This is a genomic window from Sulfurimonas crateris (assembly GCF_005217605.1).
Lineage (GTDB): Bacteria > Campylobacterota > Campylobacteria > Campylobacterales > Sulfurimonadaceae > Sulfurimonas > Sulfurimonas crateris.
In genome coordinates, this window is record NZ_SZPX01000001.1 from 377,914 (window position 1) to 404,121 (window position 26,208).

25 protein-coding genes are annotated in these 26,208 nt (G+C 39.9%); 16 read left to right on the top strand and 9 right to left on the bottom strand.

The window, feature by feature from the left end:
• Positions 1-564: a GTP cyclohydrolase II gene (ribA, locus tag FCU45_RS02060; RefSeq protein WP_137011765.1), complete on the bottom strand. Its 564-nt coding sequence runs from the start codon at positions 562-564 to the stop codon at positions 1-3.
• A gap of 69 nt (positions 565-633) precedes the next feature.
• Between ribA and hemB the strand changes: the two genes are divergently transcribed.
• The 3 genes from hemB to FCU45_RS02075 are packed head-to-tail and all read left to right on the top strand — an operon-like array spanning position 634 to position 3,780.
• Positions 634-1,611, top strand: a complete 978-nt coding sequence (gene hemB, locus FCU45_RS02065) for a porphobilinogen synthase (protein WP_137011767.1) — start codon at positions 634-636, stop codon at positions 1,609-1,611.
• Positions 1,612-1,658: 47 nt separating this feature from the next.
• Positions 1,659-2,582 carry an ornithine carbamoyltransferase gene (argF, locus tag FCU45_RS02070; protein ID WP_137011769.1) on the top strand — a complete coding sequence of 308 codons (924 nt, stop codon included), beginning with the start codon at positions 1,659-1,661 and terminating at the stop codon, positions 2,580-2,582.
• 4 nt (positions 2,583-2,586) lie between these two features.
• Entirely contained in the window at positions 2,587-3,780 is a 1,194-nt protein-coding gene (locus FCU45_RS02075; RefSeq protein ID WP_137011771.1) for a multiheme c-type cytochrome, read from the top strand.
• A 4-nt stretch (positions 3,781-3,784) separates the two neighbouring features.
• On the opposite strand, the gene trpS is transcribed toward FCU45_RS02075, so the two are convergent.
• Positions 3,785-4,750 (bottom strand): tryptophan--tRNA ligase, encoded by a 966-nt coding sequence (gene trpS / locus FCU45_RS02080; protein ID WP_137011773.1) that lies wholly within the window; start codon positions 4,748-4,750, stop codon positions 3,785-3,787.
• A 115-nt stretch (positions 4,751-4,865) separates the two neighbouring features.
• Here trpS and hpf point away from each other — a divergent pair, with 115 nt between their 5' ends.
• Both hpf and hemJ read left to right on the top strand, forming a co-directional pair.
• Positions 4,866-5,198: a ribosome hibernation-promoting factor, HPF/YfiA family gene (hpf, locus tag FCU45_RS02085; protein ID WP_137011775.1), complete on the top strand. Its 333-nt coding sequence runs from the start codon at positions 4,866-4,868 to the stop codon at positions 5,196-5,198.
• Positions 5,199-5,200: 2 nt separating this feature from the next.
• Positions 5,201-5,623: a protoporphyrinogen oxidase HemJ gene (hemJ, locus tag FCU45_RS02090; protein WP_137011777.1), complete on the top strand. Its 423-nt coding sequence runs from the start codon at positions 5,201-5,203 to the stop codon at positions 5,621-5,623.
• 17 nt (positions 5,624-5,640) lie between these two features.
• Here hemJ and der read toward each other — a convergent pair whose 3' ends face one another.
• The gene (gene der, locus FCU45_RS02095; RefSeq protein WP_137011779.1) at positions 5,641-7,119 is read right to left on the bottom strand and encodes a ribosome biogenesis GTPase Der; all 1,479 of its coding nucleotides are present in this window, start codon (positions 7,117-7,119) and stop codon (positions 5,641-5,643) included.
• A 156-nt stretch (positions 7,120-7,275) separates the two neighbouring features.
• A complete protein-coding gene (locus tag FCU45_RS02100) occupies positions 7,276-7,854 on the bottom strand; it encodes an LPP20 family lipoprotein (protein WP_137011781.1) in 579 nt (192 codons plus the stop codon).
• An 80-nt stretch (positions 7,855-7,934) separates the two neighbouring features.
• Here FCU45_RS02100 and FCU45_RS02105 point away from each other — a divergent pair, with 80 nt between their 5' ends.
• Complete coding sequence (locus FCU45_RS02105) at positions 7,935-8,378, top strand: phosphoribosyltransferase (protein ID WP_137011783.1); 444 nt, start codon at positions 7,935-7,937, stop codon at positions 8,376-8,378.
• Positions 8,379-8,399: 21 nt separating this feature from the next.
• On the opposite strand, the gene FCU45_RS02110 is transcribed toward FCU45_RS02105, so the two are convergent.
• The 3 genes from FCU45_RS02110 to FCU45_RS02120 all read right to left on the bottom strand — a co-directional run bounded on the left by FCU45_RS02110 (position 8,400) and on the right by FCU45_RS02120 (position 11,062).
• On the bottom strand, positions 8,400-9,152 hold the full coding sequence (locus FCU45_RS02110; protein ID WP_137011785.1) for a TerB family tellurite resistance protein: 753 nt from the start codon (positions 9,150-9,152) through the stop codon (positions 8,400-8,402).
• 25 nt (positions 9,153-9,177) lie between these two features.
• A complete protein-coding gene (locus tag FCU45_RS02115) occupies positions 9,178-9,972 on the bottom strand; it encodes a DUF3108 domain-containing protein (protein WP_170175812.1) in 795 nt (264 codons plus the stop codon).
• Between the two features lie 79 nt (positions 9,973-10,051).
• A complete protein-coding gene (locus FCU45_RS02120) occupies positions 10,052-11,062 on the bottom strand; it encodes a hypothetical protein (protein WP_137011789.1) in 1,011 nt (336 codons plus the stop codon).
• A 69-nt stretch (positions 11,063-11,131) separates the two neighbouring features.
• Here FCU45_RS02120 and FCU45_RS02125 point away from each other — a divergent pair, with 69 nt between their 5' ends.
• The 4 genes from FCU45_RS02125 to nusB are packed head-to-tail and all read left to right on the top strand — an operon-like array spanning position 11,132 to position 13,734.
• Positions 11,132-12,019: a DMT family transporter gene (locus FCU45_RS02125; protein ID WP_188109175.1), complete on the top strand. Its 888-nt coding sequence runs from the start codon at positions 11,132-11,134 to the stop codon at positions 12,017-12,019.
• A 56-nt stretch (positions 12,020-12,075) separates the two neighbouring features.
• Positions 12,076-12,867 (top strand): 3-deoxy-8-phosphooctulonate synthase, encoded by a 792-nt coding sequence (kdsA, locus tag FCU45_RS02130; protein ID WP_137011793.1) that lies wholly within the window; start codon positions 12,076-12,078, stop codon positions 12,865-12,867.
• Position 12,868: 1 nt separating this feature from the next.
• Positions 12,869-13,333 carry a 6,7-dimethyl-8-ribityllumazine synthase gene (ribH, locus tag FCU45_RS02135; RefSeq protein WP_137011798.1) on the top strand — a complete coding sequence of 155 codons (465 nt, stop codon included), beginning with the start codon at positions 12,869-12,871 and terminating at the stop codon, positions 13,331-13,333.
• A 2-nt stretch (positions 13,334-13,335) separates the two neighbouring features.
• Positions 13,336-13,734 carry a transcription antitermination factor NusB gene (gene nusB, locus FCU45_RS02140; RefSeq protein WP_137011800.1) on the top strand — a complete coding sequence of 133 codons (399 nt, stop codon included), beginning with the start codon at positions 13,336-13,338 and terminating at the stop codon, positions 13,732-13,734.
• Positions 13,735-13,742: 8 nt separating this feature from the next.
• On the opposite strand, the gene FCU45_RS02145 is transcribed toward nusB, so the two are convergent.
• Complete coding sequence (locus FCU45_RS02145; protein ID WP_137011802.1) at positions 13,743-15,380, bottom strand: sensor histidine kinase; 1,638 nt, start codon at positions 15,378-15,380, stop codon at positions 13,743-13,745.
• Complete coding sequence (locus FCU45_RS02150; RefSeq protein WP_137011804.1) at positions 15,373-16,029, bottom strand: response regulator transcription factor; 657 nt, start codon at positions 16,027-16,029, stop codon at positions 15,373-15,375. Before FCU45_RS02150 ends, FCU45_RS02145 begins: the two co-directional genes overlap by 8 nt.
• Before the next feature lie 79 nt (positions 16,030-16,108).
• Between FCU45_RS02150 and FCU45_RS02155 the strand changes: the two genes are divergently transcribed.
• The 6 genes from FCU45_RS02155 to FCU45_RS02180 all read left to right on the top strand — a co-directional run bounded on the left by FCU45_RS02155 (position 16,109) and on the right by FCU45_RS02180 (position 26,142).
• On the top strand, positions 16,109-18,115 hold the full coding sequence (locus tag FCU45_RS02155; protein ID WP_137011806.1) for a thioredoxin domain-containing protein: 2,007 nt from the start codon (positions 16,109-16,111) through the stop codon (positions 18,113-18,115).
• 63 nt (positions 18,116-18,178) lie between these two features.
• Positions 18,179-21,289, top strand: coding sequence for an efflux RND transporter permease subunit (locus FCU45_RS02160; RefSeq protein WP_170175813.1), 3,111 nt, complete (start codon positions 18,179-18,181; stop codon positions 21,287-21,289).
• A gap of 1 nt (position 21,290) precedes the next feature.
• Positions 21,291-22,367 (top strand): efflux RND transporter periplasmic adaptor subunit, encoded by a 1,077-nt coding sequence (locus FCU45_RS02165; RefSeq protein WP_137011810.1) that lies wholly within the window; start codon positions 21,291-21,293, stop codon positions 22,365-22,367.
• Positions 22,368-22,375: 8 nt separating this feature from the next.
• A complete protein-coding gene (locus FCU45_RS02170) occupies positions 22,376-23,695 on the top strand; it encodes a TolC family protein (RefSeq protein ID WP_137011812.1) in 1,320 nt (439 codons plus the stop codon).
• Between the two features lie 112 nt (positions 23,696-23,807).
• Complete coding sequence (locus FCU45_RS02175; protein ID WP_137011814.1) at positions 23,808-24,857, top strand: dehypoxanthine futalosine cyclase; 1,050 nt, start codon at positions 23,808-23,810, stop codon at positions 24,855-24,857.
• A 46-nt stretch (positions 24,858-24,903) separates the two neighbouring features.
• Positions 24,904-26,142 (top strand): M16 family metallopeptidase, encoded by a 1,239-nt coding sequence (locus tag FCU45_RS02180; RefSeq protein WP_170175815.1) that lies wholly within the window; start codon positions 24,904-24,906, stop codon positions 26,140-26,142.
• Positions 26,143-26,208 lie beyond the last annotated feature (66 nt).

Here is a 26,208-nt window from a genome sequence, read left to right on the forward strand (position 1 = left end):
TTAAAGCAGATGCCCCATGCCATCTTTTTTTACGTTTAGATAAGCCTCGTTATGAGGGTTTGATTTCATAATAATAGGGATTCTCTCCACTATCTCAATGTCGCTGATCGATCTTATTTTGTCAGGGTTGTTCGTCAGTAGTTTGATCTTGTGTATATTGAAGTGGTGCAGTATAAATGTGACCATCTCGTAAGTTCTCTCATCTGCTCCAAATCCAAGCTGATGGTTTGCTTCTATGGTATTTAGTCCGATATCTTGTAGAGCATAAGCGTTTATTTTGTTTAAAAGACCTATATTTCTTCCCTCTTGTCTGAGGTAGATGACCATTCCATTTGTCTGTGAAGCCATTATAAGAGCGTACTCAAGCTGTGCTCCGCAGTCACACTTCAGGCTGCCTATCGCATCACCGGTCAGACACTCCGAATGTACCCTTACTATAGGGATCTCTTCTAGTTTCTCTTTGAAAATGACAAGATGCTCTTTGTGGCCTTCTTTAAAGACTTGAACTCTAAAGTCACCGAACTCCGTCGGTAAATTTGCTACTTCTGAAATTTTGATATTCAATTAAAATGCCCTGTTTTTTACTTTAAAACGGTAAAATATTTTCAAAATTATAGCTTAAAAGGTTTAATAATGTTTCAAAGATTTCGTAGAACCCGCCTAAACTCCCATCTTCGCTCACTTGTTCGTGAGACGAACGTAACCGTTAATGATTTTATATATCCGCTTTTTGTAAGAAGCGGCGAGGGGATTAAAACTGAGGTTGCGTCAATGCCGGGGGTATATCAGATGAGCATAGACGAGGTTTTAAAAGAGTGCGACGAGATAAAGAAATTGGGGCTTTACTCGATCATACTGTTTGGAATTCCTGATGTAAAAGACTCAATAGGTTCCGACTCTTTGTGCGAACATGGAATCATCGCTAAAGCAATACGCGCTGTAAAAGAGGCACATCCGGATATGTTTGTCGTAACAGATCTCTGTTTTTGCGAATATACTGATCACGGGCACTGCGGAATTATAGACGAAAAACTTGAGACAGTAAACAACGATGCTACTCTTGAAATATCTGCAAAACAGGCTATCGTTCATGCAAAAGCGGGTGCAGATATGATCGCACCTTCTGGAATGATGGATGGTATTATATCTACATTAAGAGATGCGCTTGATAGCGCAGGATATGAAAATCTTCCTATTATGAGCTACTCGACAAAGTTTGCTTCAGGCTACTACGGACCTTTCCGTGATGTGGCGGAATCGACCCCAAGTTTCGGAGACCGTGCATCTTACCAGATGGACCCCGCAAATAGAAGAGAAGCTGTAGCGGAGAGCATATCCGATGAGCTTCAGGGCGCTGATATACTTATGGTAAAGCCTGCTCTTGCATACCTTGACATAGTAAGAGAGATAAAAGATAATACTTCTCTTCCGATGGCTGTCTATAATGTAAGCGGAGAGTACGCAATGCTCAAGATGGCTGGAGCAAATAATCTCATAGACTATGAAAGAGTAGTTATGGAGACTATGGTTAGTTTTAAAAGAGCTGGTGCGGACATAATCATCTCCTACCACGCAAAAGAGGTTGCAAAGATGCTGCAAAAGCAATCTTAAAGAAAATTACTATAAACTTGCAGCTTATTTAACTTTTGGGGAAAATATTGAGACATTTTTTAACACTAAAAGATTTTACAAAAGAGGAGATTCTCGAGATCATTGAGACGGGACTCTTAATCAAGAAAAATCTAAAAGCAAAAATTTACAATCAAGAGCTTAAAAATCAAACACTTGCCATGATATTTGAGAAGAGCTCTACAAGAACGCGTGTCAGCTTTGAGACAGGAATGTTTCAGCTAGGCGGTCATGCGCTTTTTTTGTCAAACCGTGATATTCACTTAGGTCGCGGGGAGCCTGTGAAAGATACTGCGCGCGTAATATCCGGTATGTGCGATATGGTGATGATAAGAACTTTTGAGCACTCTATGATAGAGGAGTTTGCACGCTGCTCAAAAGTCCCTGTAATAAACGGTCTGACAGACTCATACCACCCAGTACAGCTTCTAGCGGATTATATGACCCTAGTCGAGTATGGTATGGATAAGAACATAGTCGCTGCATATGTGGGTGATGGAAACAATATGACTCATTCATGGATGATGCTTGCTGCAAAACTTGGATTTGAGCTTAGAGTCGCTACTCCAAAAGGTTATGAACCGGACAGTAAAATACTTCAAGAGGCTCTTGCTATTGCAAAAGAGAGCGGTGCGATCATCAAGCTAATGAACGACCCAAAGGAAGCGGTTGCGGGTGTGAGTGTGGTTACGACAGACACTTGGGTCTCTATGGGGCAGGAGAGTGAAAAAGAGGAGCGCATTAAGACTTTTAAAGGTTTTATGGTTGATGATGAGATGATGTCTCTTGCGCAAGAGGGGGCTAAGTTTTTGCACTGCCTTCCTGCTTACAGAGGCTTAGAAGTTAGCGAAGAGCTTTTTGAAAAGCACTCAGATATAGTCTTTAAAGAGGCAGAAAACAGACTACATGCCCAAAAGGGTCTAATGGTCTGGCTAGATAAAAAAAGAGGATAAATTAGTGAAAAAATTATTAATAATTACTGCAATATTGACAACGACTCTCTTTGGAGCAAAACCGGTTGAGATCGATGAGAGATTTAAAGACTCCTCAAAGTGCAAAACGTGTCATATGCATATAGTTAAAGAGTGGGAGCAGTCTTGGCACTCAAAAAGCCACTATGAAAACAATGAGTACTTTAATGCGACCACTGATTATGTCAGTAAAAAAACAAGAAAAAGCCTAAGCGGTGTACAGGTTCAATGCGCAATGTGCCACAATCCGAGAATATCCGTTACAAGCACTGATATTGAACATGAGATATTGGCGGTCATGGGGTTTGACAAAGATTCTGAGGTAGAAAAAGCATTACAGAGTGATGCGATAAGTGAAGGTATCAACTGTGTTGTTTGCCATAATATAGGTGCGATACACTCTGACAAAGATGAGACGGTTAGAGGAATAAACCGTATAGAGTGGACAAAATCCGGAGTAATGGTCGGGCCGTATGATGATGCCAATTCGCCTTATCATAAAGTAGAGCACAGAGATTATATGGATACAGATCCCAATAAACTCTGTTTTGTATGTCATGCAAATGATAGATCAGTTTCCGATTTTGTTTTTGTAGATATGCAAAAAGAGTATGCCAATAGCGATAAACTTTGTGTTGATTGTCATATGGGGTCAAAAAAGCAGGGTGTTGCAGCAACTTTGAGAATAGATAACGGAAAGACAAGAGCAAGAGAAGTAAGGGGTCATACATTTCCTGGCGCGCATACAGATAGTATGTGGGAAGGTGCACTCGATCTAAAGGTAGAGCAGAAGAAAAAAGAGGTTTATGTATCGATAATAAATCCAAATCCACACAATATACCTAGCGGGTTTGGCTCAAGAGAGATAATCGCCGAATTTGTTTTTAAGAACGGTTACGAGGTTTTAGAAACAAAATCGATCTCTTTGACTACACACTATAAAGACAAAAGAGGAAAAGCGACGATCCCTCATCTTGCGGTTAGCTCTTCAGAGAATCTAAGCGTACCTGCCAATGGAAAAAGAGTGTTAAAAGCTCCGACTCAAATGGGAGCAGACAGAGTTGAAGTGACTCTCTACTTCCGTCTTGTAAATGATGAAATCCACTCTCTGCTGGATTTAAGTCAGCCTATCTGGTCACAGAAATTCTTTATAACATCTAAATCAATATCGCTAAGATAGTGATTTAGTATCTTATTCCAGTAGCGCTTCTTATCTTCTCTATGGTAGGAAGTGCCGCCTCTTTTGCCTTTAGCGCACCCATATTTAAGATATCTCTTACTTCATCTTGGTGAGCTTCAAAGTATTCGCGCCTTTCTCTAAACTCTTTAAAATACTCCCACATAACCTCTGCAAGATATATCTTGAAGTGCCCATGCCCTTCGCCGCCCTGTTTGTATCTATCTTGAAGCGCTTTTAGGTTTTCACCCTCTAAAAAGAGCTTTGCCATATTGTAGACGTTGCATGTCTCATACTCTTTTGGCTCTTCCATCGCTACATTCTCTGTAACTATTTTTTTAATGGTCTTTAACTGGCTTTTCTCTTCGCCAAATATATTTACTACGTTTTTGTAGCTTTTTGACATCTTCTGCCCATCTATGCCGGGAACGGTAGCCACTTCCTCTTGAACTCTGAACTCGGGAACAGTTAAGATATCTCCATATTGATTGTTGAATTTAATAGCGATATCTCTAGCGATCTCAACATGCTGTATCTGATCTTTTCCCACAGGGACAACATCGGAGTTAAAGAGCAGAATGTCTGCTGCCATTAATACAGGGTATGAAAAGAGAGAGTGGTTCGCCGCAATACCTTTTGCCGTTTTGTCTTTGTAGCTGTGAGCACGCTCCAGTAGCCCCATAGGGGTAAAAGATGAGAGAGTCCAGTATAGCTCAAGCACCTCTTTTACATCTGATTGAACCCAGAATACAGACTTTTGAGGATCTATTCCCAGTGCTAAAAAGTCGGTTGCACACTGCATTGTAAGTTCACTGAGACGGCTGCCGTCACTTACGCTTGTCATTGCATGGTAGTTTGCTATGAACATAAATGTCTGGTTTTGCGACTGAGCTTCTACCATCTGTTTGATCGATCCGAAATAGTTTCCTATGTGTAAATCTCCCGATGGCTGAATACCTGTCAAAACTCTCATACTTCTACTCCAAAACTTTATAAATTTTATTTGTGACATTATACATTTTTTAGCTTTATTTCGCTACCATAAAGGCAGATAGAGTAGCTAAAACTACTTACATAAAGGATTGAAAATGAATGTACAAATTCATGCAAAAGATGTATCTCTACAAGCAAATACAAGAGCCCATATAGAAGCAGCTATAGAAGCTTTTAAGAGATATTCACTCGATATTACAACAGTTAACGTAAACCTAAGAAGTGAGAAAAAGGGAGTCAGTGTAGAGTTTGATATTCATATTGCTCATGCACAGCCGGTTGTTATAAACCAGAGCGATGAAGATCTTGACACCGCTATCGATCTTGCGATAGAGAGAGCGACTAAGGCTCTTCGCCGTCTACATGATAGAATAGTTTCACATAAGGCGGCTTCTATTAAAGATATGGAAGTAGTTGTAGAAGAGTAGTAATGTACAGCTGGGTTGTCTGGTTCCATATACTCTCTTTCGTCTCCTGGTACGCGGTGCTCTTTTACTTGCCGCGTCTATTTGTCTACCATGCCGAAAATATCCAAAATGAGGGTTTTGTGGAAGTGGTAAAGGTCATGGAGATGAAGATATACAAATATATTGGAGTTCCTGCAATGTGGGCTACCGTTTTAAGTGGTGCCTATCTTGCTTATGAACTTGGTTTCAGTGGTAACGGTTGGCTTCACGCAAAGATATTTTTTGTTCTTATCTTGATCGCTTTTTTCTTCTCTCTTGGATATTTTAGAGTGAAGTTTTTAAATGATGAGTGTACAAAGAGCGGAAAATTTTTCAGAGCTTATAATGAAGTTCCGACAATTTTGCTTCTGATAATAGTGGCGATGGTAATTATTAAGCCGTTTTAAAAAGGGATTTCCCCTTTTTACTTCTCCCCGCGTTTCTTAGCTTTAAACAGAACAGGCGTTCCGCTAAAGCTAAAAGCCTCTCTTAGCTTATTTGTTAAATATCTTCTATATGTAAAGTGAAGTCCTCGCGGTTTGTTCATGACAATAGCAATTTTTGGCGGTCTTGTCTCATACTGTGTTGCGTAGTAGATTTTTATGATCTGTCCGTGCATACTAGGCAGATGATGTTTTCTCATCGCTTTTTCTAAAACTTCGTTTAGCTCAGATGTCTTAATACGCTGAGAGTAGTTTTCGTTTATCTCCAGTATCATATCATGGAGTTTATCAACTCTTTTATGAGACTTTGCAGATAGTGTTATGATAGGTGCATAGGCAAGAAACTTAAACCTGTCTCTAACCTCTTGAATAATTTTGTCGTAATCGTCTCTTGAAGCAATATCCCACTTGTTTAAAACTATAATACATGCAAGACGGTTGCTATCAACCAGACCCGCTATCTTTTCATCAAGATCTAAAAACGGCTCACTTGCATCAAGTACTACTAGAGCCATATTAGAGTTCTCAAGCATCTCTTTTGTGCGCATAAGAGCAAATTTCTCGATGCCGACGATCTTCCCGCGACGTCTTAGTCCAGCGGTATCTACAAATGTAAGCTGCTTGCCTTTGTAATCGACACTCTCGTCGATCGGGTCGATCGTAGTTCCTGCTACAGAGCTTACAACGGAACGCTCTTCACCAAGCAGAGCATTTAAAAGGGAGCTTTTTCCTACATTCGTACGCCCGATAATAGAGATCTTTATATGATTTATATCATTCTCATCAAACTCTTTTATTTTGTCGTTTTGTGCAAATATGGAGTCATCTGCAAAATCTTCCTCTTCCTCTTCGTCAGTATAGAAAAAGCCGTCATCCTCATCCTCTTCGTTATGCTCATCAAACTCAAATTCGCTCTCATCTTCATCGACGATATTTACATCATCCTCATCTTCTTCATCTTTTATAATATCTGAATCAGGAATCTTGTCGTAGAGCCACTCAAGAAGAGGCACTATGCTTCTGTTGTGCGCAACTGATATGCCAAAGATCGCATCCGTGCCGAACTCATAAAAGTCCCAAAGATTATCTTTAAGTTTGTCGTTATCGATTTTGTTTACAACCAGAGCCACATCTTTGCCGAGTGTCTGAAGTTCATAAAATAGCTTTTTATCATCCTCTTCTGGAATGCTTTTACCATCTACCATGTAAAGTATAATGTCCGCTTTTTTTGCAGCTTCAAGAGATTTTTCTTTTATTTTGTCAAAGAGCTCACACCCTTGGTCAAGTCCGCCGGTATCTAAAAGCAGAGCCTGTTTGTTCATAATGAGCACATCTCTTCTTTTTACATCTCTTGTTGTTCCTGCTATATCTGACGTAATAGCGTCTCTTTTTTTGACAAGTCTGTTAAAAAGGGAGCTTTTGCCAACATTTGGACGGCCGATAATGGCGATTTTTTTCATATTTGTTACCTAAGTGAAGAAAATTAAATTTGTAGTTTATTCGCAATTATAGCGAAATATAAGAGTTATTTTAGATTTATAAAATAAAGCGAGATTTACGTAGAGAAAATTGTGGGGAGGCAGGGGCTTAAACGCCCCTTTGTAGTTGTGCCGTTACTAGTCCGCAGGGAACTCTTTTTCAAGCTCTTCTAGAGCGTTTTTAGCTTTAAACTGCTGCCAGAGAGCCTGATCATTCTTAAAACTTGTCTTGATGTTGTTTTGTATCTGCTCATTTGCAGAATCTTTAGAAACTGTTACAAGCATATAGATAGCGCCTGATGGGGCACTCCACATATCAACCGCTTTAGAACCGACCAAGTCAACTTTTGCGACCTGTTTTGTCACGGTCTCGATAGCTTTATCTACGGTCTCTGTTGCACCGACACCAGTTGTTCCGGTGTAGATACTGATCTTGTCTTTAACCTGAGATTCGATCTGTTGAGCCAGGTCTGAACGCCCATTCGCCATCGCCACTCTTCTCATATGATCCATTCCCGCCGCACTCTTTTCAGCTATACCGATACCTGCATACCCATCTTCTACGTTAGGAATACATGTCCACTTCGGAGCAGTAACTCCCTCTTGCTTACAAGCAAAATCTACACTTCTCTCTTCGGGCTTAGCATCTTTGCTACATCCAGTAATCAGGGATAAAAACAAGCCTGCCATTAAAATTGATGAAATAGTTTTGATCATTTCTAGATCTCCTTTTTTTTCTAAATCATTGTATCAGTTTTAATCTTAAATGATATTTATTATTGTTGTATAATACGCGCATGAAATATTACAGCTATGATGATTTTAAAATCGATACACTATCTTTGATACAAAGAGTCAAAGATTCACAATTTGAGGCGATAGTCGCCGTTGCAAGGGGAGGGCTTACTCTCTCTCACGCTATGGCAGAGGGGCTTGATATTCGTCAGGTACAGAGTATAAGAACAGAGCTTTATGACAAGAGCGTAAAGAGAGATAAGCTCGAAGTCTTTGACGCTTGCCGTCTTGATGGTTTAAAAAAAGTACTCGTAGTCGATGACATAGCAGACAGCGGTGATACGCTAAAAGCCGTTATGGAGTATTTGGGAAAAAAATATGAAGATATAGAGTTTGTCTCATGTACTATTTTTTACAAAAAAACATCTGTTTATGAGCCTCATTATTGGATAAATGAAGCAGATGGATGGATCGACTTTTTTTGGGAGAGAGATTTTTTAAGATAAGCTCTCTCCTCTTTTTCGGCGCTATTTTTTGTGCGCCTTTATCATCTCATACGCTTGGTTTATCTCCTGAGTTTTTGCCGTAGCCTCTTGCATATATGCGTCATCTTTGCCTTGAGACTTGATAATATCGGGATGGTACTCGCGAATCAGTTTTCTATATGCCTTTTTGATGACATCCATGCTGTCATCTTCATTTACTCCTAAGAGTCTGTATGCGTCGCCTATGTTTGCTTTTGGCTTTATATTGTGAACCATCTTCTCAAACTGGTCAAACATTGCATGGTAACTCTTCGGGTCAAATTCAAACGCCTCGGCGATAGATGCCAATATCTCCTCTTCGCTTTTGCTTACCTCTCCGTCAACAAAAGCAAGTTGGATCAAAAATCCCATAAACTGGTGCTGTTTGGCTCTATCTCTTTTGATCGCTCTTCCTAAAGTATGCGCTATCTCTATTGTGTCATCAGAGCGCTCTTTGTGTTCATTAAATATCTCTTTGAGTATATCTTTTGTCTTTTGCGGCTGCGGAAAAAGTGCGGAGATGTCATCAAACATTATTCCTACTAGTTGGGCTTCCAGCGCATCTACTCTTCCATCAGCCTTTGCCACTTTTGCTACAAGGGCTACAAAGAGACCAAGTTCACTGTTTTGCAGAGACTCTTTGGAGATAGAGAAGTTCTTAAATGCCTCCTGTGAGTAGAGTGTGTATCTTGAGTAGCTTTTAAATATCCAGTAAAAAAATGCGGCTAAAATAGCCAGTACGATTATATTTCCCATTATTATCCTTTGAGTTTATTGGCAGTTAGTTGCTGCTGATCTTGTGGTAGACTCTTTTTGCGGTAATTTTTCCTATCCAAAAGACTTCGCCCAAATATGCCTCTTTTAAGAGTCCATCATTATCAAAAGCCACAAGTACGTCGACTATTTCATCATCTTTGTCAAACGGTTCTACGTTCAGATTGTAAATATCTTGTATCTCTTCAGAAAAGTTGATTATTGCTGCTTCTCTCTGTAATCCTTTTAAACAGGAGACGGTTATATTGTTCTTTTCATCATGTGCGCCTACCGCTACAAGTTTATAACACTGTTCTGCAGAGTTGCAGATAGTTTTTGTATTGAGGTATGCACTGAGCACGTCCGCATCTTTATAAACATCTAAAATAGTCTCATCTACGGAGTTTTCGCTTACCTCTTCGGATTTGATCTTAAAGGTTTTTGGATCAAACCTTGTCTTGTTCACTAGTTTAGTTTTCTCTTCTATCAAATTTATCTCTTTTTTTTCATGGTCAAAGTAGTAGGTCTGGACTCTTGATCTTTTTGTTGTCACTTTGGATGCTATGAAAATATCTGGAATATATCTGCCATCAACAACTCTGCCCCTGCTTGTAAATGTCTCAACCCTATCTTTTAAAAGTGCAGCCGCAACCCCAGCGGTATTTGCTACAAGTTTTATCTCGTACGTATCTCCCGACTCTCTTAGCGTTACATCTGCGTAACCTACATTTCCTAAAAGGCTTACATGTACGTCATATCGTGTTGAAATATCTTTTGAAAAAAGGGAGCTTGTAAGCAAAAAAAGTATTAAAACATATCTCATAAAAAACTCCTTCATCTATTGGTGTATTATATCAAATTTTATATTTTATTATAATATGAAATTATAGTGTAGAATCTATTTAAATATTTCCAAAATAGAAATCTACATTAAACACAAAGATGTAATTGGGCTCATACTCGTACTGCCTGTGAAAGCTTATAGCTGGACCGAGTTCGAGTGCAATCCACTCTTTGAAAATATTTTGACGCCATGATATAAATGTTGAGTAATTGCTTATGCCGTTGTAATCTTGTGGTGCGACTTCGCACTTATATTTTGAGTTGCCCCAAAATTGCTGTGATATGCTAAAACCTTTTTTGTGTGAGAGTGTAAAATAGTATGAAAAAGTAACTGCATAGTCGAAGCCGTCTACATGAGATTGCGTTTTACGATGCAGAGTCGTTCTAAAGAGAGAACGCTCATCAAGTGCTCTGTTAAAGTAGAGATTTGTCTCCTCGCTCCATTCTGACTTAAGTGAGTATTTAAATTGCTGAGTCGGCTGAATAACCCAATTCTCAAGCTTAAAATCTTTAGAGTATCTTGCTTTTGCGTAGGGGGTCAAGCTGCTGATTCCAATAGAGTATTTCGATTTGATATCTTTGTACATAGGAGCAAAAAAGTTTACTCCCACAGCAGTGTTGCTTTCTTTAACTTCCGTAGAACTCTCAGGATCAAAGTAGCTCTTTTCGGTATCTTCGATAAAGAGCTGAAAGCCCTTTTTTGTTCTGTTAAGAGGTATCTGCGCTCTTATCTTATAGTTGTAATCTTCATCAGCTTTTGATTGAAATTCGGCGCCGAGACGTATGCGCAAAAAACTTCTCTGTGTCTCTTCTATAAACTTCTCATCTTTAAAAAATTTGTCTATGTTGGTTATTGCTTCATCTTCGCCTGTTTTATTGTCGTCAGACTCTTGAACCCAGCGGCTGATACTGCTGTCGATATTGTCAAAGACTTTAACGACATAACTTGAAAATTGCTTATGTTTTTCATCTATGTACTGTTCGGTAGTATGTTGTGTTGTAGTCTCCTGAGCTGCTGCAAAGATAGTTAGAAAAGGGTAGATTAAAAGAGCCATAACCCGTAGTGACATACAACTTCCTCCACGTATATAAGATATTATAACCAATTTGAATTAAAAAAGATTGGTATACTTCCATTCATGAAAAGATTAAAAGAATTAGATAATGGCGTCAAATATATGCTCTTTGCATCATTCCTGTTTGCGATCATGGGTGCGTTTGCAAAGCTCGCTTCGGAGCATATGAGCTCGCTTGAGGTTGTGTTTTTTAGAAATATATTCGGTGTTATCTTTATAGGTTATGCACTCTATAAAACTCCTATGGTAAGCAAGGGCGGCAGACCTCTTTTGCTATTTTTTAGAGGTATGATGGGTTTTTTGGCACTTTTGGCATACTTTTACAATATTGCCCATATACCGCTTGGAGATGCCGTGACATACTCAAAAACGGCACCTATTTTTACGGCGATATTTGCATGGCTATTTTTAAGCGAAAAGCTCTCTTTTAGCTCTTGGATAGCGGTATTTATAGGTTTTGGAGGAATAGTTCTTATAGCTCAGCCAAGCGGGATCGGTTTTAGTAAGTATGACCTGCTTGGGATCTTTAGCGGAGTTGGAGCCGCGCTTGCATACACTTCGGTAAGAGAGCTTAGAAACTACTACGATACAAGGATGATAGTCCTCTCATTTACGCTTGTAGGAACCGTAGGACCGATACTGCTTTTTGTACTCTCGCACTACTTTTATATAGCCGAGCTAGATTTTATGATGGGAGAGTTCGTGCTTCCAAGCGGGGTTGTATGGCTCTACGTAATCGGGCTTGGAGTTTTGGGAACACTCTCACAGTTCTACATGACAAAGGCGTACGGCGAGACAAAAGCGGGAATAGTAGGAGCGGTGAGTTATACAAATATAGTCTTTGCGATCTTGGTCGGGGTTATGCTCGGAGATGCGCTCCCAAGCATTGTAACTGCATGCGGGATACTTCTTATCGTAGCGGCAGGAATCATGGTGGCAAAAGCAAAATGATTTTAGATTAAATTCATTATGCTATAATCACTTTCTATTTTTTATAAGGCAAACAGATGAAATTACTCGCCGGACCTTGCGTCATAGAGAGCGAAGAGAATATTTTTAAAATCGCTAAGGCTTTAGAGATTTATCAAAATGACAATACAATCGATTTCTATTTTAAATCAAGTTTTGACAAAGCAAACCGTACATCACTAGATAGTTTTCGCGGTTTAGGGATAGATGAGGGACTTAGAATTTTAGAGAAGGTAAAAAACGATTTTGGCTATAAAGTAGTTACTGATGTGCACGAGTCGCATCAAGTCTCCGCCGTTGCCGAAGTTGTCGATATGCTTCAGATCCCTGCATTTTTATGTCGTCAAACAGACCTGCTTGTCGCTTGTGCAGAGACGGACAAAGAGGTGAACATAAAAAAAGGGCAGTTCATAAATCCGCCCGATATGCGCTACTCTGTGGCAAAAGTGCTTAAAACCCGCGGCTGTGATGAGGTTAGCTATGAGGCTTCAAAAAGACACGGAGTTTATCTGTGTGAGAGAGGAAGCTCTTTTGGCTACGGAAACATTGTCGTAGATATGCGCTCTTTGGTTATTATGAGAGAGTTTGCACCGACTATTTTTGATGCAACTCACTCTGTTCAAGCTCCGGGCGCACTTGGCGGAAAAACGGGCGGAGACAGAACAATGGTGCCATATTTGGCTAAAGCGGCAGCAGCAGTCGGCGTGAACGGTTTCTTTTTTGAGACGCACTTTGACCCAAGCATAGCACTTAGTGACGGACCAAATATGATAAAACTAGATGAGCTAGAAGCTCTGATAAACAAAATTAAAAAAATACGGGAGATATAGAATGAATTTAATCGAAGGCAAATTAAAAGTAGTAAATGGCAAGAAAATTGCGATAGTAAGTACAAGATGGAATCACTTTATTGTTGATAGACTTGTTGAGGGCGCAAAAGATGCATTCGCACGTCACGGCGGAGACGATGCTGATTTGACACATGTTTTGGTTCCGGGAGCATTTGAACTTCCGATGATAGTTGACCAGCTTCTGGCTAGCAAAAAATATGACGCAATTTGTGCACTTGGCGCTGTTATCCGTGGGGCAACTCCTCACTTTGATTATGTCTCGGCTGAGGCTACAAAAGGGATAGCGACAATGAGCCTAAAGTATCAAAAACCTGTATCATTCGGGCTTTTGACAACTGACACAATTGAACAGGCTATCGAGAGAGCAGGCACAAAAGCGGGTAACAAAGGTTTTGAAGCGATGACGGTTGTTATTGAGATGTTAGACCTTTATGAGAACCTATAATCATGGCAACAAGACATCAAGCCAGAATGGCAGTTGTAAGTTTATTGTACGCATTTGATTTAGGCAACGGAAACATTGCAGAACATACGGATGAGATTTTAGAAGAGAAGAAGATTCGCAACAAGCAAAAAGATTTCGCACTCACTCTTTATGAGGGTGTTATGAAAAATATAGAGCCAGTTGATGTGGCAATAGTTAAACATCTAAAGGATTGGGATTTTGAGAGACTCGGAGCCATCGAGAGAGCAACACTCAGACTTGCAACTTATGAGATACTTTTTGGCGAACTTGACTCTGCGGTGGTTATAAACGAAGCGGTTGAGATCACAAAAGCATTTGGAACGGAGCAGTCGCCGAAGTTTATCAATGGCGTGCTTGACGCAATTTCAAAAGATAAATAAAAAATTTCTTAGAGCTTAATTGTAAAAACAGCTCCCTCTTGGGAGTTATCTACGCTTAGTTTTCCTCCCATTTTATCCTCTATAATTGTCTTTGCCAGATAGAGCCCGATTCCTGTTCCCTTATCTCTTTTTGTACTAAAGTAGGGGTCAAATATCTTCTCTTTTAGTTCATCTTCTATACCCAGAGCATTATCGCAAACTTCGATAATTATAGTGCCGTTTTCTTCTCTTATATTGATATCGATTTTACCCTCTTGCACAGCTCTCTCTTTTATAGCGTCTTTGGCGTTGACGATTAGGTTGAGCAAGACTTGAGAAAACTCATTTTTATTTGCTAAGAGAGTAGTTTTTTGCGAGGAGTTGATGGATAGTTTGATGTTTGAGTGTCTTATGGGTTCACCGATGATATTTAAAACACTTTGCAGTGCATCTTCTATAAAAAACTCGACTTTATTTGTATCATTTTTATAAAAATCTCTAAAGTTATCGACGGTGTTTGACATAAACTCTATTTGAGAGAGCGCATTTTGCATAGAGTCGTTAAACACCTCGTCGCTCATTTTCTCTTTTGCCTTAAACGCTTTAAGGTTTTGCAGGATAAGTGAAACTCTTGTGAGCGGCTGTCTCCATTGATGGGCGATGTTTGCCACCATCTCTCCGAGTTCTGCAAGTTTGCTTTGGCTTTGAAGCAGAGTGTCGAGTCTTTGCGCTTGAAGTGCAACCAAATCAAATATATTTTTAAGCGCTTTTGTAAAGATAACGGTAAAGAGAAGCGCCATAATGACGGCAAAAAGAAGGATAACGCCTATCATTTTATTGTTATAGCTTTTTGTTTTTTGTAGGGTTGCCTCATTTTCAACTAGTAGCATATCTACCTTATGTTCCCCTACAAAAAGCGGCTGCAAAAGATGTTTTTTCTCTCTTGCCTCATCTTTTATGTTAGCTTTTGTCCACGCAAGCTCCTGTTTGTGGTGCTTTATAAAGTAGCCCTCTTCATTTACTAAAGAGATATCATAAAGTGTGGAACTAATAAGGTTTTGTAAAAATGCGTCCATAAAAACATTGATGATTAAGATTCCCATAAATTTTTCATTGCGGTAGATAGGCGTGGCAAATCGAATTACAGATTTATGCGGAATTTCCACTTTTTCATGTTCTACATTAAGGTTGATATTTGAGATAAAAACCTCATTTTGCCCCATTTTTAAGACCTCTTGAAAATAGTCTCTCTGTGCCTTGTCTTGCAGATTTGGCGTTTTTTTGATTTTTTGCGACTCTTTGTCTCTCTCAAACCTCAAAAGCTCCAAACCATTTTTATCTATATAACGCATCTGCATGTAATCTTTATTCGCCTCCATCAGCGTTAAAAAGAGCAGATCTACAAAATAGTTCTCTTTTGCTTTAAACGTAAAATCTAAAAACTGCTCATTTTGCGAAACGGCGAGTAGCGCATCTTTTTTCATCTTTATATGTGCATCAAACTTCTCTTTTTTCTCACCGCTTTGAAGCTTTGCCTCTTTTAAAAACTGCTGTGTTTGCTGCTCTTTTGAAAAATAGAGATGCACAACGGCGATAGAGAGGATTAGGATAAGCGTAAAGATGATGTAGGAGAGAAAAAGCTTGATGCCAAATTTTAGTTTATTCATAGCTGCTTATCTTGTACCCTGCATTTCGTACATTGAGTATGAAGTTATCTTGCAGTTTAGCGCGCAATTTTTTTATCTGTGTTCTTAGTGTGTTGTCTTGCACCTCTTTGTTGTCCCAAATGTAATCTTTTAAAATATCGGTGGTTATAATTTGGTTGATGTTTTTACTTAAAATATAAAGAAGTTTTTTTTCATGTCCGGTTAAATCAACTACTTCATCTTTGTAAAAAAGCCCCATAGTGCTAAGATTAAAATGATAATTCTCGCTGATTTTTACACTGTTTTTCGCCGTATCTTGATAAAGAATCTGACTGATTCTAAGCTCCAACTCTTCAAGCAAAAAAGGCTTTCTTACATAGTCGCTGCACCCTAAATCATACCCTCTTTTGACATGTTCTATATCACTTTGGGCAGTTATGTAGATTGCGGGAGTCATTATGTTTTCTTTGCGAATCTCTCTAAGCGTCTCAAAACCGTTTTTTTTAGGCGTGTTAATGTCGAGCAAAAATATGTCGTAGTTTTGCAAGAGAGCGTTATCTAAAAGCGCTTCCCCATCATGAAAATAGTCAACCTGATGGTCATTTAACTCAAAATAGTTTTGTATCTCTTTGCAGATAAATTCGTCGTCTTCTAAAAGCAGTATTTTCATCTTTACCTAATCTCTCAGCACTTTAGCGGCACTTTTGTCTATTATCATTATAATGTAATCTCAAATGCAGGAGTAATTTATGAAAATTATAACACTTATTTTCTTTTTATCTTTTTTTGTTCTCTTTAGGGAGTCGGCAGCAGCTTCAAACAGCTTGGCTAAAGAGACATCGCCTTATCTTTTGCAGCACAAGGATAACCCCGTTGATTGGCACCCTTGGGGCGAGGAGGCATTTCTTAAGGCTAAAAAAGAGAACAAACTTATCTTCCTCTCCATTGGGTACTCTACATGTCACTGGTGTCATGTAATGGCACATGAGAGTTTTGAAAACGAGCATTTCGCAAAACTGCTTAACAAATATTTCATAAGCATAAAAGTCGACAGAGAGGAGCTTCCGCATATAGACGCATATTATCAAAAGGTCTATGCAACCATGAACTCCAAAGGCGGTGGCTGGCCTTTGACAATTATGATGACGGCTGATAAAAAGCCCTTTTTTAGCGGAACTTATGTTCCTTTGTCCGCAGGTTACGGTTCTCGTGGTTTAATGGATATTATAAACAGCGTTGCAACAATTTCTCATCAAAAATTAGCCCAGATGGGCGAAAAAGTGCTTTTGTCGGTTGAGCAGAGCCAAAAGTTTTCAAATCACAAAGCCCAGCTTATGTCAGGTCTTGCAAACAAAACTATCAGCGACTTTAAATCATATTACGACTTTAATAACAGCGGTTTTTCAAATCGACCGAAATTTCCCGAGGCTTCAAAAATCATACTGCTTCTGAAACTTTACGAGATAACAAAAAACAAAGAGAGTCTTGACATGTCGCTTAGCGCGTTGGACGCTATGGCAAAAGGCGGGATTTACGATCAGATAGAGGGCGGTTTTTACAGATATACGGTCGATGAGAAGTGGCAGATTCCCCATTTTGAGAAGATGCTCTACACAAACGGAGAACTTCTTGAAGCCTACTCTTTGGCATACAAACATACTAAAAACCCGCTCTATAAAAAAATCATAGATGAGACAATCGCCCAAATGGATAAAAGATTTCAAATCGGCGGCGTCTACATGAGCGCAAGCAATGCCGATAGCAAAAACCGCGAAGGAAAAAATGAGGAAGGATTTTACTTTGTCTATGAGCACGACGAAGCGTTTGAGTATCTCAAAAAAAGAGGTTTAAAAGAGTCGGTGATAAACGCTGCACTTGGGTATCTGGGAATAACGGAAGATGGAAACTTTGAGGGGCACTTGAGCAATCCGCATATCACGGCAGATGTCGCGCCAAAAGCTCTTCAAAGGGCAAAAGAGCTGCTTTTGGAGATGCGCAAAACAAGAGAGTATCCGTTTGTGGACAATAAAATAAACACCGCTTGGAACGCACTCTACATCAAAGGGAAGTTTAAAGCCGCAATAGCGGATAAAAAGTACGTCATGCAAGCAAAAAAATCTCTTGATGCGCTGCTTGAAAAGATGTATGTAGAGGGTGAACTTTATCACCAGAGTGTTCCAAATGTAAAACCTACGCAAAAGGCTCTGCTTGAGGATTATGCTTTTTTGACAAGCGCTCTTTTTGAGGCGTATCAGGCGACTTTAGAGCAGAGATATTTTAAGCTCTACAAAGAGATTGTTGAAAAAAGTATAACACTCTTTTATAGAGAGGGCAGATGGTTGGAGTCAAACGACGGCTTTGTAACATACGCAGACATAAGCGAAAGAGCCTACGCAAGTGCGTTGGCACAGCAAAGTATCAACCTTTTAAATTACGCCACCGTTTTGGCTGATATGAAAAAGTTTGCGATGGCAAAAGAGATAGCAGAGCTCTATAGCGCTACGATAAATGCAAGCCCCTCAAGTTATCCAACTGCCACGCTAGCATCTCTTATGTTTGAATATGAGCCCATCTTTATAAAATCAACAAAGAGTAATTTGGATAGTTTTGATGCAAACGACATAAAGTACCCCTTTGTTTACAGGTATGTTTATGATGCAGATGAGTATCTGGCATGCAAGATAAACAGTTGTTTTAGCTACGACACAGAGTTTGAAAAAGTGAAAAAAGATATTGAGTCTCTCTTAAAGAGGTAAAAGCACTTTGTAGGCACTTTAGACATGTACTATTGCTTAACTATAATAGTTAAAGGAATAATTATGCTAGATTTAGCTTTTAAAAACAAACATCTTATTGTTGTTTTGTCACTGCTTATCGCAGTTATTAGCGTTATTGTCACAGCGCGGCTTCCCGTGGATATTTTACCAAGCTACAATACCCCCGCGGTTCAGGTCTTAACGCTTTATCCTGGAATGCCTGCTGAAGTAATGGAAAAAGACATAACAAGTCGTCTTGAGCGCTGGACCGGCCAGTCAAACGGGATTGTAAAACAAGAAAGCAAAAGTATGATTGGGGTTAGCATTGTTAAAGATTTCTTTAGCGAAAACACAGACCCAAATACAGCCCTTTCGCAGGTTACTTCATTGGCAATGTCGGACTTGTACTATCTTCCGCCCGGAACCGTTCCTCCGATGGTTATGCCTTATGATCCGACGGCTTCAACTCCTCTGGCGCTGCTAGCGGTTAGCAGTGAGAGCATGAGCGAGAAAGAGCTTTATGATGTTGCCTATTTTCAATTGCGAAATTTGCTAGGTTCTGTTGATGGAATTATCGCTCCTGCCGTGTATGGAGGAAAACTTCGCCGAATTTTTATGTATGTCTATCCCCAAAAATTACAGGCATACAATCTCTCTCAAAGCGATGTTTTAAACGCCTTGCAAAAAAACAATGTCATGATACCCACGGGCGATGTAAATATTGGAAATATCAACTATAGTGTTAATGCCAATGGAATGCTGCCCAAGGTGGATGATTTTAACGACATGGTTATCAAAATAGGCTCAAACGGCGCACCTATATTTCTCAAAGATATCGGTTACGCCAAAGATTCCAGCGCTATTCAAACCAATGTTGTTCATATCAACGGCAAGCGGCAAGTTTACATTCCTATTTACAAGCGTACGGGTGCGAACACTATTGCATCCGTAAATGCGGTTAAAGACAAGCTCTCCGATCTTAAAGAGCGTCTGCCTGCATCCATAAATCTTGATGTCATCCTTGATCAGTCAAGTTATGTACGCAATTCGATTGACGGACTTATCAAAGAGGGCGCTATTGGGCTAATATTAGTCTCAGCGGCGCTGCTTCTTTTTTTAGGAAACATACGCTCTACCTTTATTGTTGCACTTAGTATTCCGCTCTCTGTTATGTTTGCGTTTATTGGGCTCTATTTTACGGGCGACACTATCAATTCTATCACGCTGGGCGGTATCGCTTTGGTTATCGGATTGCTGGTGGATGACAGTATTGTTGTGCTGGAAAATATCGACAAACATCTAAAATTGGGCAAAACATCGGCTCAAGCGGCGTATGACGGAGCCAAAGAGGTTGCTCTTCCTGTACTGGTGACAACCTTGACTATTATCATTGTTTTCTTCCCGATTCTCTTTTTGACTGGTATCTCCAAGTTCTTATTCGCTCCCTTGGCAATCACTGTTTCCTTGGCGATGATCGGTTCTCGATTTTTTTCAATGACGCTTGTTCCCATCATGGCGGCTGCTTTTTTTAAAGGTTTCGACGAAAAGAAGAAGCCAAAAGGTTTTCTGGGTGCTTTTGAAAAAGGGTTTGAAGCCCTCACTCATGGCTATGTCCAAACCATGGACGGTGTACTTAAAATGCGATGGCTGATTTTAGGCATGGTTTTAGCACTGTTTCTCCTTTCTTTATTTGGATTTCAAAAAATCGGACGAGAGTTATTTCCGCAAATGGATGTAGGTCAAATCTCTATGGATGTACGTATGGAAAGCGGAACAAGGCTTGAGAGTACGGAGAAGACTATAACAAGCATTGAGAATTTTATTAAAAAAGAGATAGGCGATGATGTAAATCTGATTGTCTCAAACATGGGAGTCCTCAATGACTGGCCCGCAGCATACACCTCTAACTCAGGAACGCAAGACAGTACTATATCAGTACAACTCAAAGAGCATCATGCGACCAAAACCGTGGAGTACGTGAAGCGTCTGCGTGTAAAACTTAAAGAGGAGTTCCCCGGAGTCGGATTTATTTTTAACACAGGCGGGATTATAACGAGTGCACTTAACTTTGGACTTCCATCGCCGATTGATATACAAATAATAGGCAATGATTTGCATAAGGCTCATGAGATTGCAGTAAGAGTGCGTGAAATTGTTCAAAACATACGAGGCACTGAGGATGTTCGTATCCATCAGCGTTATGACCATCCGGAAATTAAAGTCGACATTGACAGAACAAAAGCGGCAATGTTGGGAATAAATGCAGACGAGGTTGTTAAAAATACAGTTTCAGCTCTCAACTCCTCGGTCAATTTTAAGCCATCGTTTTGGATAGATGAAAAAAACGGTAATCACTATTATGTCGGAGTTACTTACCCTGAAATAGAGTTAGATGACCCAAAATCTGTTGAGAACATTACCATGATGGGAACAAACGGAAAAATAACACAGCTTAAAAATATTGCAACGACATCTCTTACATCGGCTCCTATTGAGATTAATCATCTCGATTTGCAACGCGTTACAGATGTGTATGCTAATGTTGAGGGAAGAGACATCGGCTCAGTTGCAACCGAAGTAGAGCAGGAGCTCCAAGAGTTGCGCAAAGAGATTCCTGATGGGTATAAAGTAGAGATAAAAGGGGAGATACAAAGCATGAAGGAGAGCTTTAGTAACCTGGGTTTAGGTTTGGTGCTTGCTGTTTTTCTTGTCTATCTGGTTATTGTTCCGCTGCTGCGCTCATTTACTCTACCGCTAATTATTATCGCAGTTATCCCTTTGGGACTTATCGGTGTTGTTGCAATGCTCTTGGCAACAGATACTTATCTTAATATACAATCTATGATGGGGATCATTATGATGGTGGGAATTACCGTTGCCTATAGCAATCTGCTCGTTGATAAAATGAACAATCTTTACAATGAAGGCAAAAATCTGCACGAAGCAATTAAAGAGGGGGTTGCGAACCGCTTCCGCCCTATTATTATGACGGCAACGGTTGCCATCTTGGCTATGGTGCCCATGGCGCTTGGGTACGAAACGGGCGGAGAAGCCAATGTTCCGTTGGCTCGCGCCATCATAGGCGGAGTTGCAGCTGCAACGGTTTTATCGCTGTTTATTGTGCCTATATTGTTCTTTTTATTTCATAAAAAATCTAATTCTCAAGGAAATTAACATGAGTTCACTTATAACATTTTTAACCATTACTATTCTATTTTTCAGTGGATGTACAAACGATGCTGCTCAAAAAGAGGTCGTGAAGACAGAAGAAAAAAGAGTGCCTACGGTTCTTGTCGCCAATCCTCAAAAACATGAGTTTGATGCCTCTATATCAATTGCAGGGAGTGCAAAACCAAATCAGCAGGTTAAAATATTTGCCATGAGCGACGGATACCTTAAGCAAACTATGGTCGATATTGGAGATTTTATCTCTCAGGGAGCAACGGTTGCCCTATTGGATAACCCGGAACTCTTTAGCAAAAAAGCAAAACTGCAAGCAGAGCTCAACGGTAAAAAAGTGCTCTATGAGAGACTTAAAAGTGTTTATGAAAAAACGCCGCAGCTCATTAGTGTTATCGATGTCGAAAATGCTCAAGCCGAGTTTGAAAGTCTTAGAGCGCAACTTCATGCCATAGAGATACAAACCTCTTATCTAAAAGTAAAAGCGCCGTTTTCAGGGGTTATAATCCAGCGCTTTGCCGATAAGGGTTCTATGATTCAAAATGGGTTAAATAACCCAAATGCCGTTGCACTGTTTGAGATTCAAGATATTAACCCAATCCGTTTGAGCGTCGATGTCCCAGAAACGGACGCCCCGCTTATTCATAAGGGGATGATAGCAAATATTACTTTTCCGGAATTGCCGACTCAGAATTTCAGTGCTAAAATTTCCCGCACCTCTTTTGGTTTAAACGAAGAGACAAAAACGATGGAAGTGCAAATAGACATTCCAAACAAAGATTTTAAAATCCATTCAGGAATGTACGCCAAGGTTGAAATTCCGATTAATGGGCATAAAAACACTCTCTGTGTTCCTAATGAAGCCGTAGGCAACATAAAAGGGGAATCTTTTATTTATGTAGTTGGGAATCAAAAAGTTAGAAAAGTAGTCATCAAAACAGGAGTTCGAGACAAAAAATTTACGGAAATTTTACATGGCGTTATAGATGCTAGCGATGCGATTGTGATATCGGGAAAAGAGTTTTGTTTTGAGGGTGCATCGGTCGATGCCAAACATGTGACAAGCAGATAGGAGAGAGTATGAAAACAGTGAAATTTACCCTTATTTGTACTCTTTTTAGCGCATTACTTTGTGCTTCTGAGGTAATGCCTATTGATTTGCAGAGCGTCTTAGAGTTAGGCGGTGCAAATAACCTTACCATCAAAGAGTTTCAAGCTAAACAAGAAGAGGCGTTGAAGAGTTTAGAAAAAGCCAAAGAGTGGTGGTTGCCAAATATTTATGCAGGGGTAAAAACCCAGCAGTTGTGGGGAGCTGCTATGAACGGTAACGGCAGCTTTTATACCGATGTCGATAGTGATAATCTTTGGGGTGGAGTAGGAGTAAAAATGAGACTCAATTTTGCCGATGGCATCTATAAAACCAAGGCGGCACAATTAAATGTTAGAACTCACTCTTTTGAGAGCATAGCCGAAAAGAACCAAGTGTTATTGTCATGCGTAAATGCTTACTATGATATGGCATATGAGCAGTTAAAATACAAAGCATATAAAAATTTAGCGGAGCAATCCGACACACTCATGCAGCAGATAGCGATTCAGGTGGAAGCAGGGCTGCGCTATCAGTCAGAACTACTGCTAGCTAAAGGCAATCATGCACATCTGAAATTGGAGATGATAAATGCACAGTCTGCTTACGAGCGCAAATCGGCAGAGTTGGTACGACTTCTTCATCTTAAAAACAGTGTCAAGCTCTCTATCGGCGAAGAGCTTCTGCTTCCATTAGATTTCCAGACAATATCGGACATAAACAGTGATATTGCATATACAAATAGAGCGGAAATAAAAGCTATAGACTCCTCGATTCTATCATTGCAAAAAGAAAAAAAAAGTATTACCGAGGGTATTTGGATGCCTGAGTTAAGCATCGATACCTATACTTCCTATTTTGGAAGTTTGCGTGGCGATATGACGCCGGTGGCGCTAAACCAAGGCTCTAAACAGCTCTACCCGACACAGGGTTTAAATCTCTCTTTGTTATGGAATATACCGCTGGGAGAACTTCTTTATCGTTCAAGCGAAGAGAAATACAATGCAAAAATCCAGACAGAGCGGGTAAAACTGCAACAAATGGATGCACAGATTAACGAAGAGCTCTCTAATGCTACTCAAGATATAGAGATAGGAAAAGAGAAAATCACTCTATCCAAAGAGGCGTTAAACAGTACAAAAGAGGCATTAAACCAAAGTATAGAGCGCCAAAAACAAGGAACAGCAAAGCCATTTGAAGTCTTTCAGGTACAGCAATTTTATTTGCAATCCAAAATTGACTATCTAAAGGCAATTAGTGATTACAACAAAGCTCAGTTTGCTTTAAAAGTAGCAAAAGGCGAGACGCTTTAGATTTCTTCATTCTAAACCTATCTAGGGCGTAGGCTGTAAATGTTCATCTCATAATCGCTTTGTTTTTAAAAAAAGGGTAAAATCCAATCACTAAAAAGAGAAACGGTTGGAAATGAAAAGATTGACAAAAGAAGAGGCTCTTCATCTCATACAAAATGCAGATTTAAAAGAGCTTGGACGGATGGCGACTGCACGCAAAAAAGAGCTGCACCCTGATAATATTACCACTTTTGTGGTGGATAGAAACATCAACTATACTAACATCTGCTGGGTGGACTGTAAATTTTGCGCATTTTACAGACATGAAAAAGATGCGGATGCTTACGTTTTGACGTTTGATGAGATAGACGCAAAGATAGACGAACTGCTTGAGATAGGCGGTACGCAGATACTTTTTCAAGGCGGCGTGCATCCAAAACTCAAAATAGAGTGGTATGAGGATTTGGTCGGGCATATTCATACAAAATACCCTACAATTACCATTCACGGTTTTAGCTCCATTGAGATAGATTTTATAGCCAAGGTCTCGCGTATTAGCGTGGAAGAGGTTTTAGAGAGACTTCACGCAAAAGGTCTGGCTTCTATCCCAGGAGCTGGGGCTGAGATACTTAGCGACAAAGTTCGTGATATTATCGCTCCTAAAAAAATTGACTCTGAGGTCTGGATAGATATTCACAGAAAAGCTCATAAACTCGGCATTATGTCAACGGCTACGATGATGTACGGAACTGTTGAGAGCGATGAGGACATTATAGAGCATTTTGATATGGTGCGCAGGCTTCAAGATGAGACGGGCGGTTTTCGCGCTTTTATTATGTGGAGTTTTCAAGGGCAAAATACAGAACTTCTCCGTCTTATTCCAGATATGGATAAACCATCTTCAAACCGCTACTTAAGACTTCTTGCAGTTGCCAGGCTCTACCTTGACAACGTGCCTAATATCCAAAGTTCATGGGTGACACAGGGTCCATATATCGGACAGATGGCTCTGATGTTCGGTGCAAACGACCTGGGTTCAACCATGATGGAAGAGAATGTCGTAAGCTCTGCCGGAGCAGCGTATAAGATGGCAAAGAGCGAGATGGTGCACCTCATAAGAGACGTGGGCGAGATACCTGCCGTGCGAAATACGGCGTATGAGATCTTAGAGAAATTTGCATAGAATGAAGAAAATAGCTTTAATACTACTGATTTTAGGAAATATAATGATGGCAGCGACAATAGATGAGATAAAAGTAAAGAGTTCGAAAATTCCTCTGATTTTTGAAGAGGATAAAAGACTTCCTCTGGTGACTATGCAGTTTATTTTCAAAAACAGCGGAAGCGTAGCGGATGGCACAAAAGCGGGGTTGGCGAAGTTTAGCTCAAGAGTGATGAACGAGGGAACAAAAAAGCTTGGTTCAAGCAAGTTTGCCGAAGCACTAGAGAGCAGAGCAATCCATATTTCTGCTTCAACCGGCAAAGAGACTTTTGTTCTGGAACTTAGCTGTTTAAAAGAGGAGCTTGACGAAGGTCTTAAGTATTTCGGGATGCTGCTGAGCGATCCAAATCTAAGCGAAGAGAGTATTAAGAAGGTAAAAACAACCACTTTAGGCTCTCTTGCAAGAAAAGAGAATGACTTTGACTACATTGCGTCAAACGAGCTAAAAGCGCTTCTCTTTGAGGGCAGCGTGCTTGCAAATCCATCTGCTGGAACGATTGAGAGCGTAAAGAGTATAGAGTTAAAAGATGTAAAAGAGTTTCTTTCAAAAAACCTAGTAGCTTCAAAGCTCATTGTTGCGATCGGCGGCGATATCGACCTTGAGACGAGCAGAGAGAAGATAGTAAAAATAATTGAGATGCTTGCTAAGGGCAGATCAAATGAACTGACAAGGTATGAAGCCTCTAAAGATGCTAAAGAGAAAGTACTTTTAAAAGAGACACAGCAGGCTTACATCTACTTTGGCTCACCATATAACATAAGCGTAGAGTCAGAGGATTATTACAAAGCGAGAGTTGCCGTTTTTATACTCGGAGCAGGCGGTTTTGGTTCAAGGCTTATGGAAGAGATCAGAGTGAAAAAAGGGCTTGCTTACTCGGCTTATGCTAGGCTTGATGTTACAAGATCAAGCTCATTTATGAGCGGCTATCTGCAGACAAAACTTGAATCTCTTGAAGATGCCAAAGAGACGGTAAAGTATGTTGTAGAGGATTTCGTAAAAAACGGCGTTACAAAAGAGGAGCTTGAGCAGACTAAGAAGTTTCTTCTTGGAAGCGAGCCGCTAAGAGTAGAGACCATGAGTCAGAGACTTCACAGAACCTTTATGGAGTTTTACAATGGTCATGAGATCGGGCACTCTTTTAGAGAGCTTGAAAAGATAGAAAAATTGAAGCTAAAAGATCTAAACGAGTTTATTAAAGAGCACAAAGAGATCTTAGATATGAGTTTTTCGATAGTAACCAAGTAAAATCATATTGCATTTTGCAATATTTTGCCGAAGCTCTATATAAAATCGCTATTATAACAGTAGCGA